The following is a 19,406-nucleotide window of genomic DNA, read 5'->3' as shown; positions in this document are numbered from 1 at the left end:
ATTGAAATGAAGCGCTGAGTTGATGCAATAGCTGGCTACCTTAAAGTAAACAGGTAGGCTTCGAAATCGTTCATAAGCTAAAGCATTGGAACGAGCAAAGCCGAACACAGCGAAAAAGTCGAGCACCCGAAGCGGAAAAGTTGCGCATCGTAGCAAGAAAGTTGCACACCGAAGCGAGAGCGAATTGAAAAAACCGCTCACCAGAATGGAAAACTATCGCGGTGAGAGCTGAAGATTTCCACTAACGAGGCTAGTTAAAGAGTAGATTATTTTTGCTTCACCAAAAAGCTACATAAGGCGCCAATATTTACTCCCAGTAAGATTGAAATGGCAAACATTCCAATACCCATGCCGGCCCACTCACCAATAGTAAATATACTTAGAATAAGTATCATAAAGCTGATAAGGCTTACAATGGTGGTAAGTAAATACAGAATGGTACGGCGTATATAACGTGCTAAAATAACGACAGAAGAAGCTGTTATTACGCCTGCAAGGATTATCGGCCACCAAGCTTCAAATAAATTACTATACATGGTTAAACATCCTCCAATCTCCAATCGTAGTTCTATTTCAGAAATTACACATTTTTTCATCGTTAACAGATTCTTATTTTAAGCGTATGAATGGTGGACATATATTGCCACACGTAACGACTAAAGTCAAACGGTATAATGTTACACATGAACAAAGGCGCAGGGCGCCCGTTTAGCAACGCAGCGAATGGAACGGTTCAACTAAAGATAAAGGAATCATGCCACTAAAACAGGGGTATGCCGACGTCGGGTGGCAAGTCCGTTTTTAGTCGGCCTTCCCCTTAGCGACGAACCGTGATGACTTATCGTAGGGTGATTTCGTGAAGTCGCATCGTTGCTGGGCTCATGCGCCGGGCGTGGCTAATCGGTTATTTCGTTATCCCAAGCACCTTCATTTTATACTTGCTTATCTTTTAAAAAAAGCGCGTTGAAACAACGCACTATTAGGGTTTACCGTGTTTCACGAATGATATACGCATCAGTAACGCCAGCCTTTTTAACGCGTTCTAAGTGATTTTCCGCATTTGTTCGATTGGAGAAAGCACCCGCCTGTACACGATACCAGTTCCTGCCTGATATTCTTACAAGTGCTACAAAAGCCTGAATACCTTTTGCAGCTAGCATATTGACAAGTTGGTCGGCATTATCTTTTGACTGGAAAGATCCAGCGATAATGCGAAAAATGACATTGGAATTCTCCTTTTTTTGCAAATTAAATGCCTGCTCCAACCCATTCACATGTCCTCTTGCAACTGCTTGTCTCCAGGAAGTGCTTCCCATAAGCGAAGCATCATTGGCATTATCAATAAAACCATTTTCTGTTAATAATGCGGGCATAGATGATTCTCGCAACACATGGAAGTCTGCTTTCTTTTGTCCACGATTACTTAACTGATTCACCTTTGTTATTTCCTCGTGAAGTTGGTCTTGATATTGGCCAGTTTGTGAGCCGCTGGAAAGGGAAGAATGAATATAGTCTTCATACCCTCTTGCTGTACCATTAAACGCATTGCAATGAATCGAAAGGAAATAATCTGCACCCCAGTTATTTGCGTTGTTCGTACGTTGCGTGAGACTAACAGTGGCATCCGTCGTTCTACTCATTCTCACTTGTACGTTTTCATATTCATTAATCAGTATATTACGTATACGTGTGGCAATGTCCAATGTTACATTTTTTTCAAATAATCCATTGCCTGAAGCTCCATTATCCGAACCACCATGTCCAGGATCTACGAATATTTTCATCTATCTTCCTCCCAAATTGATTTTATCCATAATAGCGTATGACGTCGTAAAAGATCGAATTGGATAACCGTATTATTTTAAACGAAAATCCATTTCTGTCTGCGCCTTTTCGTCGTTATATTCGAAGGAAGTATAGGAGAAGGGGCATGAGTATAGTCGATTTTCTATGTATATAGACAAAAGTTCGAATTTTTTCTGTTTAGGATGAAAACATTTAGCATAGCGGAATTGAAATGTTTAAGTAGGGTAGTCTATTGACCGGTTTTGCCAAATGGTCACTCCGGTGAAAAAGCAGGATAACAGAATCAAATAACTCATCAGAGTATAAACATCACTTGAATAGAACGACGGTAGCTTGGCTTTATCTCATACAGAGATCCAGTTCGCTCATCGCAAATGCTGGGAACATAAAGCAAGCACCACACCTACACACGCCCTAACAATCAGAACTATAACATGTTTATCACATATATAAGGTACTTGTAAGACTCCCACTTCAGGAATTGGATAATCTGTATTGCAACAAGTCTAAGTGGGAGATAACAGCACCTAAATACCCGATTCGTTCCTCTAACAATCAGTAGGGGATGAATGAAAACCCCCACGGCTTGAAGGTTCACTTTATTGCGATAAAAAATAATCAGGCGAACGCTATTCAGCCACCTGATTATCCTTCTGCTTCTTTTTTAAGTTGTTTCTTTTGTGGAACTTTTTTCTCCGTGTTTCCTAGAAGTACGTTCTTTGCTTTAATTCTATTCTTTCGATTACTTAATACGTATAATGTATCATCTTCTAGAATAACGGTGTCGCCGGTCGGAGTAATAATTTGTTTATCCCGAATGATACCAATAATAAGTGTGTCATCTGGCAGTTCTATATCATTTAAAGTTTGATAAATAGCGGGAGACTTGGAGAAAATATGTACCTCCATAATCTCTGCCTCGGTCTTACCCAAATGAATAAGTTCCATAGTCGGTTTCGTTGGATCATTTTTTCCGCCGGTTAATCCAAGCTTGGAAGCGAGCCAGGATAACGTACTCCCTTGTACGAGTGCTGAGATAAGGACAACGAAAAAGACGGAATTAAAAATCAGGTCGCTATTTTTTACATCAGCAATAATAGGATACGTAGCTAATACGATAGGTACAGCACCTTTTAAACCGGCCCAAGAGATAAACAATCGCTCTTTTAAACTATATTTCATAAAGATCATCGAAATAAAAACTGCAATCGGCCTTGCGATGAACATAAGGATGAGCGTCAATAATACACCTTGCCAAAAGATAGCAGGTAACTGCTCTGGAAAAACAAATAAGCCGAGCAAAATAAACATAAGAATCTGCATCATCCAGGCAAAGCCTTCGCTAAATCGTAAAATGGAGAAACGGTACATTAAATCACTATTTCCCACAAAAACAGCCATTACATAAACAGCGAGCAAACCACTTCCGCCTAAAAAATCAGCCATAAAATAAGTAGCGGTAGCCATTCCGATCGCAAGCGTCGGATAAAGCCCAGAAGTATCGAGGTTAATATTATTGATAATGAGGACAGTAACTTTCCCAAGCAGTAACCCGAGTATGAGACCTAATCCCATTTGTAAAAAGAAACTGCCGATAGTTGTCCATATCGACGCATCGGGGACTTGAATTAACTCGATAAAAGCAACAGTAAGAAAAACAGCCATTGGGTCATTAGATCCAGATTCTGCCTCTAATGTGGATGTTAGTTTTGCTTTAATGTTTTTATTCCCAAGTACGGAAAAAACGGCAGCTGCGTCAGTCGAGCCAACGATAGCTCCAAATAGCATCCCTTCTAATAAAGTAAGTTTGAGAATATACATGGCGGCAAACCCTGTCACAATGGTTGTCAGCAGAACGCCAAGTGTTGCAAGCGATCCAGCTGCACCTAACACAGGACGCATTAACTCCCATTTTGTTTGCGTCCCACCTTCAAACAAAATGATAATTAATGCCATAATCCCGATTAATTGCATGAGTTGAGCGTTTTCAAAAAAGATAAATTCATTTAACCCCATCCCGATTAAGAGGAAAAGAACAAGAGCGGGTAGCCCAAGCTTAGAGGAGAATTTCGTTGCCAGAACGCCAACGATCAGCATGGCGGAAAAAAGAAAAATAAGCATCTGTAGTGATAACTCCATGTTGAACAATCCTTCCAAAAGACAATCTATTTCTATTATATCGTTATTTTCCCATTTTGAACAAAAATGCACACCCTATTGATGTGATTTTTCCTTATATTCAGGAAGACGTAAGCGGAGATTACCAATACTTAATGTAAAGTTAAAAGGAAAATAGCAGAGGGTTAAGTTGATTTTTTTGTAAGAATTATTCAAAGTAACAATGAGAATAGGGAAGCATCATTTGGTGAAAGCTATACGAAAGCGACGAAAGTCATATATCATTTTTACCAATACTTTTTAATAACATTTATATGTGGAAAGGAAGAGTTTAATTGACAAATAAACAACGGCAATTTAAGGAAACACAAAACCATGGAGAGCATCGCAATGGACGAAAAAGCCCATACAAAAATAGCAACAGCTATGGGGAGGGAGAACCAAACGAATACGTTAATGAGCAAAAAAGGAAGTAGCATGTTTATCATATAGAACCGATTAGAGCTTATGCTAGCTTTCATGTTAAAAGGTGGTTATATATCACATTCCTGATGGGTCAGATGAAGAAGCTTTAGTTATGTTAAGTGATATTCTTCCAACTGGTTTTGAAATAGGTGTGCTCTATGGACAGGTTCAGCCTGGACAAACGGTTGGAGCTGGTCCAGTTGGTATGGCTGCATTGCTAACAGCACAATTTTATTCACCTGCAGAAATAATAATGGTTAATTTGGACGAACATCGACTTAAAGTAGCTAAAAAATTTGGTGCGACGCAGACGATTAACAGTTCTGACGGAAAAGCAGTAGAGAAAATTATGGAATTAACAGGTGGACAAGGTGTAGATTTGCAATGGGAGTAGTCGGAGTGCCGGCCACATTTGAAATTTGCCAACAAATTATTAAGCCAGGTGGAGCGATTCCGGTATTAGGGTTTCACGGAACATCAGTTGAATTCCACCTTGAAGAACTTTGGATTAAAAACATTCGTTTAACAACTGGATTGGTGAGTACGAGTATCACTCCAATGCTCTTGAAAACAGTTCAATCGAAGAAATTGCAGCCTGAAAAGCTGATTACACACCGATTTTCATTTGATGATATGTTACAAGCATACGACGTTTTTGAAAATTCGGCAAAAACGGAAGCGTTAAAATTAATCATATCTGAACAGAATAGTTTTATTACTAGTGTTGCAGGGCAAGTGGGATATGTCTCACTTGCTTTTTCCATGTAACCAAGCATTTTGCATTTTTTAAAGCTATGTCTTTTCCAAGCATGAAAAATTGCTTGGAAATAATGAAAACTTGGTTACCGATAAAACACGTGGACCATTGAGCAAGCTGTTTAAAACCTTATTAAGAGTTAATTATAGGTTATATGATATTTTTCCATACATATAAATTTTATCCCGCATATAAGTTGCTGTAAGACTCCCACTTCAAGAACTTGTAACCCATACTGCAACGAGTCTAAGAGGGAGATAGCAGCACCTAAATATTCCAATTCGTTCTTCTAACAATCAGTGAAAGATGAAGGAAAACCCCCACTGATTAAAGGATCATTTTATAAAGTGAAGATTATAAAAGATGTCGTATATAATGTTAGGACAACGCATAACAAATTCTTTCAACCGTCACCATTTTTTTACATTCCCTTAACATTCAATTGATATACTAAGAGTAAATTTAGGTATAAAGTAGGGGGTATTTCGTTTGGGTAAACATAGACAATTCTGGCTAAAAGGCTTCTTTTCGTTCGCCAAAAACATCCAAACTAAATTTAGTTTGTGGAGCAGATTGTTGATTTTATTTATTGTGTTATTACTTCTTTCAGTGACGGCTGTAGGAATTAGCTCTTACGTACAGGCGAAGAAGATGGCAACATCTTCTATTGAAAATCGATTGGAGCGCGAGACGGAACTGATGGGGTATATTGCAGAAAATCTTAAGTTTTTATATGTGAGTGATGACGAGTATTTTCGACAGCAATTAAATGCGAATGTTCGTAAACAGAAAAAGAAGCTGGCTGAAGAAGGGATACCTTCTGAATACTTTTACATAGAGTCAGGAGAAGTTGTACCACTTCAAGAAAGCGAGGGAAAGCTGCCGACGATTTCAAAAATGTTGGTTAAAGAATTAGAAAAGAAAAAGCATGGGCTTTTACATAAAAAAATTGCGGGAAAGGACTATACACTAACGTTTCAGGAAATGAAAGAGATTAAAGGAATGTATGTACTGCTTGTGCCCACTTCTTCCTATATGGGGCCAGTAAAGGGAATGGCTGTTGATACGGTAATCATTAGTTTGATCAGTACCATGATCGCGAGTGTAGTGATTGCCTGGTTTGTTCGTAGTTTAACGAAGCCGCTCGGCGTTTTGCGGGAGACGATGCGGGAAGTACGGTCAGGGGAAATGAAGGAACCAGACTCATTACAGACGACATTGCCTGAGTTCATATCTTTACATAAAAGTTATACGACGATGATCCATTATATGCGCACGTTACTTAAAGATATCAAGGCAACGACAGGGGATTTAAATGAGGCTGGGGCAGAGTTGCAAGCTTCAGCAGCCGAAAGCTTATATTCTGGTGAGCAGCTGAAGCAGGCAATTCATGTCGTAAAGGACGGAGCGGATCAGACAGCAGCGAGTTCAGAAGAGAGTATGGCACGTTTTCATACTATGAAGGGAAATGTAGAGCAAACAATGGTACAGATGGAACAATTGGATCAAAGTTCACAAGTGATGAATCAATCGGCAGAAACGGGTGAACGGCATATTGGCGAGCTAATTGATACGATCACTTCCTTTGAGTCGGACTTTACACATTTGACGAATACCATTTATAGTGTTCGGAATGATTCCAAAGCTATTACGAAACTAGTTGATATCATACAAGGAATTGCGGAGCAGACGAAATTATTGGCGTTAAATGCTGGTATTGAAGCAGCCCGCGCAGGCGAGTCTGGAAAGGGATTTACCGTCGTTGCCAAGGAAGTGCGCAAACTAGCGGAGCAATCGTCAGAGGCGGCAGTAGAGATTACCGCCACTATTACTAGTATGGAAGGAAATACAGCCTCAGCTGTAAAAGAATTTGATCAAATGCTTGCGAAAACGAAGACGACGTTAACGATGTCAGAAGCAGCAAAAGTGTCGTTTGATGAATTACTACAGGAAATCGGACAGGTTGGGAAGCAATTACGAGTCATGAAAGAAGAAGTACAAGCGGTAGGAAAGATGTTGCCGGGGTTAGAGGAGGCGGCCATTAGTTATTCTTCTGTTTCACAGGAAAATTTGGCTAGTGCGGAACAAATGCTGACAACTAGTGATGAACAAGTAACCCAGCTCAAGACAAACCAACAGGTTGGCAAACGCTTGACTGAAATAGCCGCGGTCTTGTCACAGCATACGAAGCAATTCAATATTTCATAAAGGTATAGACATCATTATCGACGTCTCATAAAAGGACTATCGTTGTTTTTATCCCGTATATAAGGTGCTGTAAAGGCTCCCACTTTAGGAGTTGGATAATCTGTACTGGTCTAAGTGGGAGATAACAGCACCTAAAGCCCGATTCGTTCATCTAACCATCAGTAGGGGATGAATGAAGCCCCTACTGATTGAAGATTCACTTTATAGCTTAGTTGTAAAACATGCTGATAAAATAAGCAGCTTATTTTATTGCTAACGTTGCATATATATTAACGGTATAGCACTACAAATCGCTTACTTATGCTAGCTTTTGAAGCCCCACATGTAACTGGCAGCAAGACCTGCCCTGTAATTCCTACGATGTGAATTCAGAGGATAAACGGAGCATCGAATTGCAAATCAAATTCCCGATTCTGTTCAGATCCCTTTAAGTCTCATTCTTGTGGAACTAACAAGCAGTAGGGGATAAGATAAGAAGATTTATAGTTTTGTTCCTATGTACTAGCGCTGAACTTGTATTCAACTAGTTGAAACCTTTTTAGCTAAGTAATAACGGAAAGAGTAGTCCATTTGTAAACAATACACGAAAAATCCTGCTCCATCATGGAACAGGATTTTTTATTTATAAATGGGGAGGTATTGTTTCTACGTTTATTTTTCGTTAAAGGGGTTAGAAACAGCTTTTTCACACGTGAAAAGCTATTCGTACCTAAGTAAGCTTTCGAAAAAGATATTGATTTTTAACCAAAGCGACCAGAAATATAATCTTCCGTTCTACTGTCCGCTGGGTTCGTGAAGATCGTATCTGTTTCATCATATTCCACCACTTCTCCATTAAGGAAAAATGCGGTACGGTCGGAAATGCGTGCAGCTTGTTGCATATTGTGTGTAACGATGACGATAGAGTAGTCTTTCTTTAACTCTTGAATGAGTTCTTCCACACGTAAGGTTGACTTTGGATCAAGTGCTGAAGTCGGCTCATCCATTAAGATCACATCTGGTTCAATAGCTAAACAGCGGGCAATACAGATACGTTGCTGCTGTCCACCGGAAAGTCCGTATGCATTTTCTTTTAAACGATCTTTTACTTCATCCCAGATAGAAGCGCCACGCAAGCTTTTTTCCACGATTTCATCGAGAATTTTTTTGTTGCGAATGCCGTGTATTTTTGGACCGTAGGCGATATTATCATATATCGATTTTGGAAATGGGTTCGGCTTTTGGAATACCATCCCGACTCTTGTGCGTAAATCTTCTACTTTAAAAGATTTATCCAGGATGCTCTTATCCTTATACGTAATGACACCTGAAGTCTTAACACTAGGAACGAGTTCAACCATGCGATTTAACGTCTTCAAATACGTTGATTTTCCGCATCCGGATGGGCCAATAATCGCTGTTACTTCTTTCTCGTAAATGGACAGGTTAATGTCTTTTAAAGCATGCGTTTCGCCATACCATAGGTTTAAATCTTTCGTATCGTAAACAATTTTTTTATTCACGTTTTGCTTTGTCGTCGCTACGGTTTCTGTAATTGACTTTTGTTCTGTATTCGCATGATTCTTTATGTTCACATTGGGCTTCGTTAACGTAGCCATTTAGTTCACTCCTTTTTAATATCGCTTTTGAAACTTATTACGGATAACGATGGCTGTCGCATTTAAAAGAAAGAGCAATACGAGCAATACGATGATCGTTGCCGCAGCTAAGTTTGCATATTCTTCAACTAAGGAAGAATCAATCGTCCAGTAATATATTTGCATTGGAAGCACCGTAAATCTGTCCATAATCCCACCAGGAAAAGGAATGAGTAAAGCAGGAATACCGATAACAACGAGTGGTGCTGTCTCTCCAATGGCTCTGGATAGAGATAGGATGGACCCTGTTAAAATACCGGGTAATGCGGCAGGGAGAATTATATTTTTTACCGTCTGCCATTTGGTAGCTCCCATACCGTAAGATGCTTCACTTAGGTGTTGCGGAACTGCGCGAATAGATTCCTGGGCCGCGACAATAATAATCGGAAGGACCAGCAATGACATAGTTAGACCACCTGCTAATACAACGTTCCCGAAATCAAGGGCACGGACAAAGATAGTCATCCCGAGAATTCCGTAAACAATGGATGGTACACCGGCTAAATTGGCAATGTTTGTTTGAATAAAAGATTGGAAACGCCCTTTTCTCGCATACAGCTCTAAATAGATGGCTGTACCTACACCGAGAATAAGTGTCACAGGAATGACGACGACCATGAGCCAAAACGTTCCTAAAATTGCACCCATAATCCCGGCACGGTCAGGAGAAGTAGATAATTTATTTGTTAAAAAATCCATATTGATCCAGCTAGCACCTTGGATAATAACACGGATAATTAACACAGCCAGAACGATTAAGCCGAAAATGGTAGCAAGAAAGAACACAGACTTTAATATATTATTTTTTAGTAAACGACCATTCATATTTTTTTGAACTTGGTTTGTATCCACATATTTCATTTTAGTATTCCTCCCTGAACTTACGAGAGACATATCTTGCTAATAGGTTCATAATAAGCGTAAATACGAACAACGTCATGGCAACGGCGTATAAGCTGTAATAAATGGTTGAACCAGCGGGTGCTTCTCCACCGGATACTTCGACAATATAAGCTGTCATTGTTTGCATAGATTGGGTAATATCAAAAGTAAAGTTTTTCGAGCTTCCGCTGGCAATAGTTACGATCATCGTCTCACCAATTGCACGGGAAATACCAAGAACAAAGGATGCAATGATTCCAGAAAGCGCGGCGGGAATGACGACGCGAAATGTAACCTCTAATTTGGTAGATCCTAATGCAAGTGCACCTTCACGCATTGCGTTGGGAACAGATGTCATTGCATCTTCAGAAAGCGATGCAATCATTGGAATGATCATAACACCCATCACGAGTCCAGGACTTAAAATATTTGTCGCTTCCACACTTGGAAAAAATTCGCGTATAAGCGGTGTGACAAACGTAAAAGCAAAGAAACCATAAACGATGGTTGGTATGCCAGCAAGAATTTCAAGCATTGGTTTTAGTGTTCTTCTAACACGTTCAGACGCATATTCACTTAAGAAAACAGCAGTCATGATTCCAATCGGCCCAGCAACGAGCATGGCAATAATGGAAGAAATAATCGTACCGTTAATAAGTGGCAGTACACCGAATTCAGGATTTTGACTTAATGGTTTTAGTACAGTGCCAGTAAAGAAGTCCATAATCGGTACACGTTTGAAAAACTCAATGGTTTCGATTAAAAGTGTATAGACAATTCCAATCGTAGTAAGGATGGAAACAGCAGCAATTAAGAAGAGAAGAGCTGGCATCACCTTTTCGGTTATGCTTGTTAAGTTTTTTCCGTTTTTCTTCTTAGCAATCATATCTTGAATACTTCTTTTGTCTTGATTGTCTATCTTGTTGTCCAGTGCCATCAAGGGGCCCCCTTTCCAGAGCAATAACTCACAAGAAGATGAGAGCGTACGCAGCCCTCATCTTCTAGGTTAAATAATGGTTCAATTAGATAGATGTTTTACAGTGAACGCTTCTTTGTTGAGATAAGAGTGAAACCATTAGTAGAAACAAATTCCGCTAATGGTTCCTCCTACCTTATTTTAGAGCTTCTAAATCGCTAACTAGACTTTGTGCTTCTTCTTCAGGAATTGGAGCAAAGCCAGTTTCCCCAGCGAATTCATTAACATTGTTCATGATATAGAGTGCATAATCAAGTACTTGCGGCTTTTCTTTTGCATGGTTTACGTTTAAGTACGTGAACACTGGTCGAGTGTAGCCAGCGTAGTCGCCGTCTTCAGCAATCGTGTCTAGTGATGGCTCTACTGGACCATCGCCAAAGTCAATGCTTACAGCTTGTACTTTATCTTTGTTGTTGTCATAGTATCCGAAACCGAAGAATCCAATTGCGTTTTTGTCTTCAGCTACAAGTGTTACAAGAGTTGAGTAGTCTTGTTGTAAGTTAATATCACTTACTAGATCTTGCTCTTCTAAAATATTTTCATAGAAAAATTCGTATGTTCCATGGTTTTCATTTGGTCCATAAGTTTGAATTTTTTCTTTTGGCCATTCAGGGTTAATATCTGACCAGTTTGTATATTCTCCAAGGAAGATTCCTTTTACTTGATCTTGTGTTAATTCTTTAGCCCAATCATTCTCAGGGTTCGTAACGATAGTTAAACCGTCTAAAGCTACTTTTAATTCTTTTACTTCTATTCCAAGCTCTTCAGCTTTTGCTTTCTCTTCGTCTTTGATTAAACGAGAAGCATCGTTAAAGTCCGTTCCGTCTTCTACTAAGAATTTTTCAAATCCTGCACTAGTACCAGCGCGGCTAACTTCAACAGATACGTCTGGCTTTTCACCCATGTACTCTTCTGCTAATCTAGCCATTAAAGGATAAACCGTACCGGATCCGTCAATTACAACGCTACCTTCTACTTTTTCAGAATCGCCTTCTGAGCTTGCATTTTCAGATGATTTCTCTTCGCTATTGTCTTTGTTTTCTCCTTCTTTCGAATCCGATCCGCAAGCTGCAATTACTACTGCAAGAGCAGCGATTAGAAGGAACATAAGATACTTCTTGAACTTCATCAAAATTGCCTCCCCTATTTTGAGTAGATATAAAGTTGAGGTTTATCCCTCTCAATTGCTAGTATAGTAGCCAATTATTAAAAGAGTATGTTATGAATGTAAAGGTTTTGTAAATTTTTGTGGAATAACGGTCTTTTTTGTGCATAAGAAAGGAGGGTAGAAACATTCAAAAATAAGGTGAAAGTTGATGATACGGCTTAATAAATCGGGAGAAAAAGAGGGTAGGTTGGTTAGAGTAAGATGGATTCAAAAGTAAGTAATTATCTTTATATTGTAGTTTTGTTAAACTAATGTAAATGAATAGAAAAGAGGGTTATTTATGAGTGCTATTCAGCGTATATACTATAGATTATGGGAATATTACGGTCCGCAGGGGTGGTGGCCCGCCGAGTCGGTGTTTGAAATGATGGTGGGTGCAATTCTCGTTCAACGCACGAATTGGAACAATGTAGAGCAGGCGTTGCGCCGCCTTACTCCATATTTAACACCAGAGAAAATAGCGCGCATGTCTATCGAGGAGTTGGAGTCTGCAATCCGTCCAAGCGGTTTTTACCGGCAAAAAGCGAAGCGCTTAAAAGCTTTCGTCCGTTGGTATAAAGCATACGATTATAAGCCTGAAAAATTGCGGCATGCAGAAACAGATGCCCTACGTACAGAGTTAATGGGGATACACGGCATCGGTGCTGAAACGGCAAATGTTTTATTGCTTTATGCCTTCGATCATCCTGTTTTTGTTGTTGACGCTTATGCACGGCGGATTTTTGCTCGATTCGGTTTGGACATTCCCGAAAAGGAACCAGCATTCCGTATTCAAGTGGAGTCGGAATGCCCCTTGGATACAGAGGGCTTTAAGGAATTCCATGCATTGATCGTGCGGCATGCGAAAGAGCATTGTAAAATGAAACCTATTTGTTCAGGTTGTCCGCTGCTTGCTGATTGCCAACAAGTAGGAGTGACATAATAAAAGGCGTTGCCATATCATATGGTTGCGCCATAGCTGCTCGCAAACGAGAAAAAGTAGTCCGCAACTGTCGTAAGGTCGTTTATAAATACGAGGAAGTCGCCAGGTCGCTCGTAAAGACGAAACGTTGCCCGGGGGCATGCCCTCAGGCTGCTCGCGAAAGAGGAGAACCTGATCGCATAGCCCTCAGACTGCTTGCAAAGGAGGAGAATCCTCCCTCAGACTCTCGCAAAAGATGAACAGTCGTCCAACAAGCCTTTTCGTCGCTCAAGCCATAAAAGGAAATTTGCAAGCATTTAAAATCATCCATCATATAGGCACTGTGCAAAAAAAAGATACAGGTACTCCCCACACTTCCTAATTATAAAAAAAATAACTCCGGCTTGCTTGAAGCCGGAACTATTGATGGCTTATTTACCATGCAATTTTTCGTTAACCATATGATTTAACACATGATTGATACCGATTGTTTGATCGACATCGATTACAAAAGCAATTCCCTTACCAGCTCTGCTTAATTCTGCTTCTTCTTCAATGGCATCTAGGACAGCCTTCGTTTTATCTTTACTAATTAAGGTGAGGACGACTTCTTTTTCAGGCTCGATTAATATATTGAACAGCTTGGCTTTTTCATGAATCCCAGTGCCTCTTCCATTTAGAATCGTTCCGCCTTCTGCACCTGCTTTTTTAGAGGCGTCAACCACTTTATCACAGTTACCTTTATTGACGATTGTGATGATTAAATCATACATGATTTTATCTTCCATTTTCAGTTCCACATCTCCTTCATTAGGTTCGTTGTCATTATCTTCTAACCCTAATAAATGCTGTGTTCCGGTAATTTTTTTCGTGTCAATTACAAAGCCGATTCCTTGCCTTGGCTTATTTAAATTAACCGAGTCGATAATTGCTTGCATCACTTCGGGGTAAATGGTCTCTTCAACGATTGTTAAGATGATTTCTCTTTCCCGTTCAATCGGAATACCTAGAAATCTTTCCTTTTCATTGGTTCTGTAACCTCTTCCGAATAAGATCGTCCCCCCACGGGCGCCAGCTTCCTTAGAAGCACGTATGACCTTTTTGGCTTTTTCTTTTTTAACGATCGTAACGATCAGTTTCTGTCTCGGTTTCTTTGTGGACATACAGCTCCTTCTCCTTTCTGCTATATAAGATACCTAATGTTAAAACAGATAAAATAGGAGCCAAAGCTACAAGTGCAACCATGCCAAACCCATCAAGCAATGGGTCACGTCCCTCGGTTACGGAAGCAATGCCGACAAACATTGCTAAAATAAATGTTGCGGTCATTGGTCCTGTAGCAACCCCTCCGGAATCAAAAGCAATCGATGTGAACGTTTTCGATGAGTATTTTACCATAATCAGCGCAAGAATATAACCTGGCAGGATAAAAAACCAGATGGAGAAGCCGGCAAGAATACGAATCATGGATAACGCAACCGATAAACCAACGCCAATAGAAACGGTATAGAGCAGGACCTTTTCTGGGATGTATCCGCTAGAGGCCCTTTCTACTTGCTGGATGAGCACGCGAACAGCAGGCTCTGCATAAGTGGCGAAAAAACCAAGCACAAAGCCAATTGGGATTAGTATCCATGTATAATTAATCGCACCAAGACTTTTGCCAATTTGTTCTCCAATCGGTAAAAACCCAATATGGACTCCCTGAAGGAAAAAAGACAGCCCAAGGAAGGTTAATAGGATTCCTATTGCAATGTCGAGTAATTTGCGCATGCTAAGTTTTAAAAAAAACAATTGAAAGATAGCAAACAATATAATTAATGGAAGGAGTGCAATGGCAACCTCTCCCATTGTTTGACCAAACCCCTGAAAGATGTGTATATTCATCCGTAAATCACTCCTAAAATTAACACTGAAAGAATGGGGCCAAGAGAAGCTAAAGCAATGAGCCCGAAACCATCTTGAGAGGCTGACTTTCCTCTTAACACGGATGCCACGCCAACACCAAGTGCCATAATAAACGGTACCGTTAACGGTCCGGTTGTAACTCCACCTGCATCAAATGAGATGGGTACAAAAGTTGAAGGGGTAAAAGCCGCTAAAATAAAGATCATTCCATAACCGCCAGCAAGGATATATGTAATCGGAATGGAAAAAATAATTCGCATTAATGAGAGAGCGACAAATATTCCCACCCCTATAGCGACTGCTAGTATAAGGATGGTTTTAGAGATTTCCCCGTTGGATACTTGATCTACCTGTGTTGATAAAACACGTACATCCGGTTCAGCAATGGTGACAACAGCACCTAATAAAAAACCAAAAAACACGATAAGCCAAATAATTTTTGTTTTCGATAAGGCCGATCCTATCATTTCGCCGATAGGAAGCATCCCGATGTTAACTCCCAATAGAAATAGAATTAAACCTATTCCTACCATTAAAACGCCGATTAAAAATTGGATAAAAGTTTCTGTTGGTAACCAAATGAGCGTAAACTGTAAAACCGTAATCACGATTGTAATTGGTAAAATGGATTGAACTACTTCAATAATCGTTTCTTTTATATTATCCATCGACTTCCTCCTTCTTCTATAGGGTCTTTCTCAATATATCAACCTTATGCCACTAAAAGGGGTGTTTAAAAAACATTTATAAAATCCATTCTCAAGTAAGCTGCTAGTTTGCTAGGGCTAATGATGTTAAGGGAACATGGTGTATTGTGCGTGAGCTGTGGGGCTTTAGACAAGTTTCAACTCTTATCGAAAGGCAGATGGGTGCTTTCGGTTAGTTTTTTTATGCATTGTTGTTCATTATCGTAGGGTTGCTTGATTTTGAAAGGGTGTTCTTTGTATTTGGGTATATGAAATACGTTTTTAACTGTCTAGGGATATTGATACATGCTGTTTACGGCAGGGATATCCAAAAGTGGTATAAAAAATAATTATTTACAGTTAAATTATAGCATTATCACTAACAAGGAAAAATAATAACGCATAGAAATTGTAAAAATTCATGAGAAAACATACGAATAGCTCTTGAATGTTTATTCATTATAGTGCATAATGTTTCAATAATAGATAGGTTAAAGGAGTGTCCGTTGTGGGGAAGAAAAAGATTGTTTTAGCTTATTCGGGTGGATTGGATACATCTGTAGCAGTTCGTTGGTTACAGGAAAATTACCATTATGATGTGATTGCCGTTGCGCTTGATGTGGGAGAAGGGAAGGATCTTGATTTTATTCAACGTAAAGCATTGCAGGTAGGAGCTGTGAAATCGTATGTAATTGATGCGAAGGCATTATTTGCGAATGAATTTGTGTTACCTGCATTACAGGCTAACTTATTATATGAAGGGAAATATCCATTAATATCAGCTTTATCGCGACCACTTATTGCAAAGATTTTAGTTCAAATCGCTAAAGAAGAAGGAGCAGTTGCGGTCGCACATGGATGTACAGGAAAAGGAAATGACCAGGTACGGTTTGACGTCGCCTTTACAGCGTTGGAGCCAAAGTTAGATATTGTGGCACCAGTCAGAGAATGGGCGATGTCAAGAGAAGAAGAAATTGCCTATGCTAAAGAGCATGATATTCCGGTGCCGATCGATTTGGATAATCCATTTAGCATTGACCAAAATCTTTGGGGTCGGAGTAATGAATGTGGGATTTTAGAAGATCCATGGATCGAAGCACCGCAAGAGGCATTTGATTTAACGACGGATCCGCAAGCAGCCCCAGATGAAGCGCAAATTGTAGAAATTGCTTTCGAGCAAGGGAAGCCTGTTTCTATAGATGGCAAAAAGCTGCCATTGCAAGAGCTTATTTTGCAATTAAATCAAATAGCAGGAAAGCACGGCGTCGGCAGAATTGATCATGTAGAGAATCGACTAGTTGGAATTAAGTCACGTGAGATCTATGAGGCTCCAGCAGCAGTAACGCTAATTGCTGCGCATCAGGAACTGGAAGCATTAACGTTAACCAGAGAGGTAGCACAGTTTAAGCCGTTAATTGAACAGAAACTGGCACAGGCTGTTTATGATGGTCTTTGGTATTCGCCACTAACGAAAGCATTAACTGCTTTTATTTCGGAAACGCAGAAGGACGTGTCTGGAATTGTGAAGGTGAAATTGTACAAAGGTCATGCTCAAGTGGTTGGTCGAAAGTCAGAACAGTCGTTATATGACTTTGATTTGGCGACGTACAATGCAGATGATGCATTTGATCATGAAGCAGCACTAGGTTTTATAAAATTATGGGGGCTGCCGACAAAAGTACATGCAACCGTAAATCAAACGCATGCCAACATGGGGGAATCTGTAAAAGAAGCGATTTTAGATGTGAAAGAAAGAGAAGATTTACCCCTATAAAATGGAATTTCGCCGGAGTTCACAATTGCCAGCTAAGATTGAGACGACATTAATGAAAATAAATTGCCAAGGCAGAAAGTAATGCCTTGGCAAATTTTATAGATTTCATAAAATTTTACTTTTTACAGCGCTTACTCCGATTTTTTTGTTTAATAGAAGCTATTCGCTTACCAACAATGAAAAATAACTGCTATAATATAGAGTATTCGTTTGAAAATGGCAAGGAGGAAAGAAACGTGGAAAAGGCAGGAAAAATGATAGTGCATATCGGCTTATTGTATATCATTTTCCAATTTGGTAACTGGATACAACGCACTTTGAATTTATTTATCCCAGGAAGTGTTATTGGAATGATTGTGTTGTTTCTATTATTAAGTACAAAACTCGTTCGAGTATCTTGGATTGAAGAAGGGGCCAATTACATTGTTGCTAATTTAGCCTTCTTTTTTATTCCCGTAACAGTTGGAATTATAGAGTATTATGATTTGTTTTTAGGAAAAGGATCTTTATTAATTTTAATCGTGTTAGTGAGCACGATGTTGGTCATGGGTGGCTCCGGATTTTTCAGCCAATGGCTGATGCGTAGAAAGGAATGGAAGCATGAGTGAGTTTTTGATTGCCATTTTAGCTATTTTTGGTACATTTGCCATTTATCATATTGCATTATGGGTTCATCGAACATGGAATTATTCGTTAACTGCTCCTGTATTAGTAGCTACCATCCTTATTATTGTGGTTTTAATTACTTTTCGTATCCCTTATGAGACATATATGGTTGGGGGGAAATGGATTAATGAACTGCTCGGACCAGCAGTAGTTGCACTTGCATACCCCTTATATAGATATAAAGATACATTAAAAAAAGTGGCTGCGCCGATAGTAGCAGGAACATTGCTCGGAGGGATTATTGGAATATCTACAGGCCTATTGCTTGCTCAGTGGGCAGGATTTGAATCAACTATTGTTTACTCTTTAACGCCAAAATCGGTAACAACGCCTGTTGCTATGGCGGTAACAGAAACGATCGGCGGGGTTATGCCGCTAGCTGCTATATTTGTCATGATTGCAGGTATTGGTGGTGTGCTCATGCACCATTATGTATTTCGGTTGTTTCAGGTAGATCACTATTTAGGAAGAGGTGTAGGCATGGGGAGTGCTTCTCATGCAATTGGGACGGCTACTTCTATGGAGGTGAATCAGCTGGAAGGTGCAGTCAGCACGATATCGATGGTCATGAGTGCATTGGTCGTATCAATTATCGCACCAAGCCTTGTACAACTGATGATGTAACAGGAGATGGCTTTATCTTCTCCAAATCTTTGAAAATGCGTTGGCTTGGAGTCTGAGATGTTTTATTCTATAACATAAGATGCTCGTAAAATCCCCATTTCCGGGAGATCGAGTAGATACCAATAAGTCTAAGTCAGGGATAACGGCACCTAAATTCCCGATTCGTTGGGCTTGTGAGATGTTGAACGCAAAAAAGGCATTGCAACAGGACAAGGAAAGCCTCGGAAGCGACGCCTCGCACGCAGAAAAAGCGTTCTTCTTTTTCAAGGACAAGGAAAGCCTCGAAAGCGTCGCCTCGCACGCAGAAAAAGCGTTCTTCTTTTTCAAGGACAAGGAAAGTCTCGAAAGCGTCGCCTCGCACGCAGAAAAAGCGTTCTTCTTTTTCAAGGACAAGGAAAGCCTCGAAAGCGACACATCGCACGCAGAAAAAGCGTCTCTTCCTTTTCAAGGGCGCTTGCGGTTTGAGCCTTTCTACTTTATCAGTGGAGGATGAAATTTCACTTTATCAACGGGGAGGCGTTTCTCCCCGTAACATTTAGTCTAGGCTAACTTGAAGCACGATATTGTTTGGAATAAAATATCATCCTTATCCCGCATATATCCCACATAAAATTGCCAGTGAGTCCTCGCCCCCTATCCTACGAGGTGAATCCAGGAGGATAGGCCTAGCTCAAACTGCCTGTTCTTCTAATAGCTAGTAGGAGATAAAAGAAATCCCACGGATTGAAGCTTCACTTTTTATTACATTTTCCTTCAAAAGACTACCTATATTTGCCAAAAATGTTCCTTTTTTCTCTAGTCAAAGGGTAATGTTCTTTAAAGACGTGAAC

Annotated in this window: 16 protein-coding genes and 1 pseudogene; 7 read left to right on the top strand and 10 right to left on the bottom strand. The window is 39.9% G+C overall.

What is annotated here, in order from left to right:
* Positions 1 to 266: 266 nt before the first annotated feature.
* From BKP57_RS09325 to BKP57_RS09315, 3 genes are all read right to left on the bottom strand, one after another.
* Positions 267 to 536, bottom strand: coding sequence for a YesK family protein (locus BKP57_RS09325; RefSeq protein ID WP_072741406.1), 270 nt, complete (start codon positions 534 to 536; stop codon positions 267 to 269).
* 450 nt (positions 537 to 986) lie between these two features.
* Entirely contained in the window at positions 987 to 1,784 is a 798-nt protein-coding gene (locus tag BKP57_RS09320) for an N-acetylmuramoyl-L-alanine amidase (protein WP_072741405.1), read from the bottom strand.
* 667 nt (positions 1,785 to 2,451) lie between these two features.
* Positions 2,452 to 3,945, bottom strand: coding sequence for a potassium/proton antiporter (locus BKP57_RS09315; RefSeq protein WP_072741404.1), 1,494 nt, complete (start codon positions 3,943 to 3,945; stop codon positions 2,452 to 2,454).
* A gap of 514 nt (positions 3,946 to 4,459) precedes the next feature.
* Between BKP57_RS09315 and BKP57_RS09310 the strand changes: the two are divergent.
* Together BKP57_RS09310 and BKP57_RS09305 are read left to right on the top strand one after the other, a co-directional pair.
* Positions 4,460 to 5,088: pseudogene (locus BKP57_RS09310) on the top strand (zinc-binding dehydrogenase); the annotation flags it as partial.
* Between the two features lie 547 nt (positions 5,089 to 5,635).
* Entirely contained in the window at positions 5,636 to 7,354 is a 1,719-nt protein-coding gene (locus tag BKP57_RS09305) for a methyl-accepting chemotaxis protein (RefSeq protein ID WP_050350817.1), read from the top strand.
* A gap of 740 nt (positions 7,355 to 8,094) precedes the next feature.
* Here BKP57_RS09305 and pstB read toward each other — a convergent pair.
* From pstB to BKP57_RS09285, 4 genes are all read right to left on the bottom strand, one after another.
* Positions 8,095 to 8,952: a phosphate ABC transporter ATP-binding protein PstB gene (gene pstB, locus BKP57_RS09300; protein ID WP_050350818.1), complete on the bottom strand. Its 858-nt coding sequence runs from the start codon at positions 8,950 to 8,952 to the stop codon at positions 8,095 to 8,097.
* Between the two features lie 15 nt (positions 8,953 to 8,967).
* Positions 8,968 to 9,852 (bottom strand): phosphate ABC transporter permease PstA, encoded by an 885-nt coding sequence (gene pstA / locus BKP57_RS09295; RefSeq protein ID WP_050350819.1) that lies wholly within the window; start codon positions 9,850 to 9,852, stop codon positions 8,968 to 8,970.
* A 1-nt stretch (position 9,853) separates the two neighbouring features.
* Positions 9,854 to 10,759, bottom strand: a complete 906-nt coding sequence (gene pstC / locus BKP57_RS09290) for a phosphate ABC transporter permease subunit PstC (RefSeq protein ID WP_373314152.1) — start codon at positions 10,757 to 10,759, stop codon at positions 9,854 to 9,856.
* A gap of 226 nt (positions 10,760 to 10,985) precedes the next feature.
* On the bottom strand, positions 10,986 to 11,978 hold the full coding sequence (locus BKP57_RS09285) for a PstS family phosphate ABC transporter substrate-binding protein (protein ID WP_072741403.1): 993 nt from the start codon (positions 11,976 to 11,978) through the stop codon (positions 10,986 to 10,988).
* Between the two features lie 319 nt (positions 11,979 to 12,297).
* On the opposite strand from BKP57_RS09285, the gene BKP57_RS09280 reads away from it, so the two are divergent.
* On the top strand, positions 12,298 to 12,939 hold the full coding sequence (locus BKP57_RS09280) for an endonuclease III domain-containing protein (protein ID WP_050350822.1): 642 nt from the start codon (positions 12,298 to 12,300) through the stop codon (positions 12,937 to 12,939).
* A 410-nt stretch (positions 12,940 to 13,349) separates the two neighbouring features.
* On the opposite strand, the gene BKP57_RS09275 is transcribed toward BKP57_RS09280, so the two are convergent.
* From BKP57_RS09275 to BKP57_RS09265, 3 genes are read right to left on the bottom strand one after another with little or no spacing between them, the layout of a single operon-like run.
* Positions 13,350 to 14,081 (bottom strand): P-II family nitrogen regulator, encoded by a 732-nt coding sequence (locus BKP57_RS09275; RefSeq protein ID WP_072741402.1) that lies wholly within the window; start codon positions 14,079 to 14,081, stop codon positions 13,350 to 13,352.
* Positions 14,035 to 14,805, bottom strand: coding sequence for a DUF1538 domain-containing protein (locus BKP57_RS09270; RefSeq protein ID WP_050350824.1), 771 nt, complete (start codon positions 14,803 to 14,805; stop codon positions 14,035 to 14,037). The genes BKP57_RS09275 and BKP57_RS09270 overlap by 47 nt, the downstream gene beginning before the upstream one ends.
* Positions 14,802 to 15,494 (bottom strand): DUF1538 domain-containing protein, encoded by a 693-nt coding sequence (locus BKP57_RS09265; RefSeq protein WP_050350825.1) that lies wholly within the window; start codon positions 15,492 to 15,494, stop codon positions 14,802 to 14,804. Before BKP57_RS09265 ends, BKP57_RS09270 begins: the two co-directional genes overlap by 4 nt.
* 526 nt (positions 15,495 to 16,020) lie before the next feature.
* Between BKP57_RS09265 and BKP57_RS09260 the strand changes: the two genes are divergently transcribed.
* The 4 genes from BKP57_RS09260 to BKP57_RS09245 all read left to right on the top strand — a co-directional run bounded on the left by BKP57_RS09260 (position 16,021) and on the right by BKP57_RS09245 (position 19,069).
* On the top strand, positions 16,021 to 17,286 hold the full coding sequence (locus BKP57_RS09260) for an argininosuccinate synthase (protein ID WP_050350826.1): 1,266 nt from the start codon (positions 16,021 to 16,023) through the stop codon (positions 17,284 to 17,286).
* Positions 17,287 to 17,522: 236 nt separating this feature from the next.
* On the top strand, positions 17,523 to 17,894 hold the full coding sequence (locus tag BKP57_RS09255; RefSeq protein ID WP_232231369.1) for a CidA/LrgA family protein: 372 nt from the start codon (positions 17,523 to 17,525) through the stop codon (positions 17,892 to 17,894).
* Positions 17,887 to 18,576, top strand: coding sequence for an LrgB family protein (locus tag BKP57_RS09250; protein WP_050350827.1), 690 nt, complete (start codon positions 17,887 to 17,889; stop codon positions 18,574 to 18,576). Before BKP57_RS09255 ends, BKP57_RS09250 begins: the two co-directional genes overlap by 8 nt.
* Positions 18,577 to 18,775: 199 nt before the next feature.
* Complete coding sequence (locus BKP57_RS09245; RefSeq protein ID WP_198035035.1) at positions 18,776 to 19,069, top strand: hypothetical protein; 294 nt, start codon at positions 18,776 to 18,778, stop codon at positions 19,067 to 19,069.
* Positions 19,070 to 19,406: the final 337 nt, after the last annotated feature.

Origin of the sequence: Virgibacillus sp. 6R (assembly GCF_001895305.1) — a bacterium.
GTDB lineage: Bacteria > Bacillota > Bacilli > Bacillales > Amphibacillaceae > Virgibacillus > Virgibacillus pantothenticus.
Note: the sequence above shows the minus strand (reverse complement) of the source record. Positions and strands in the feature narration are given on the sequence as shown.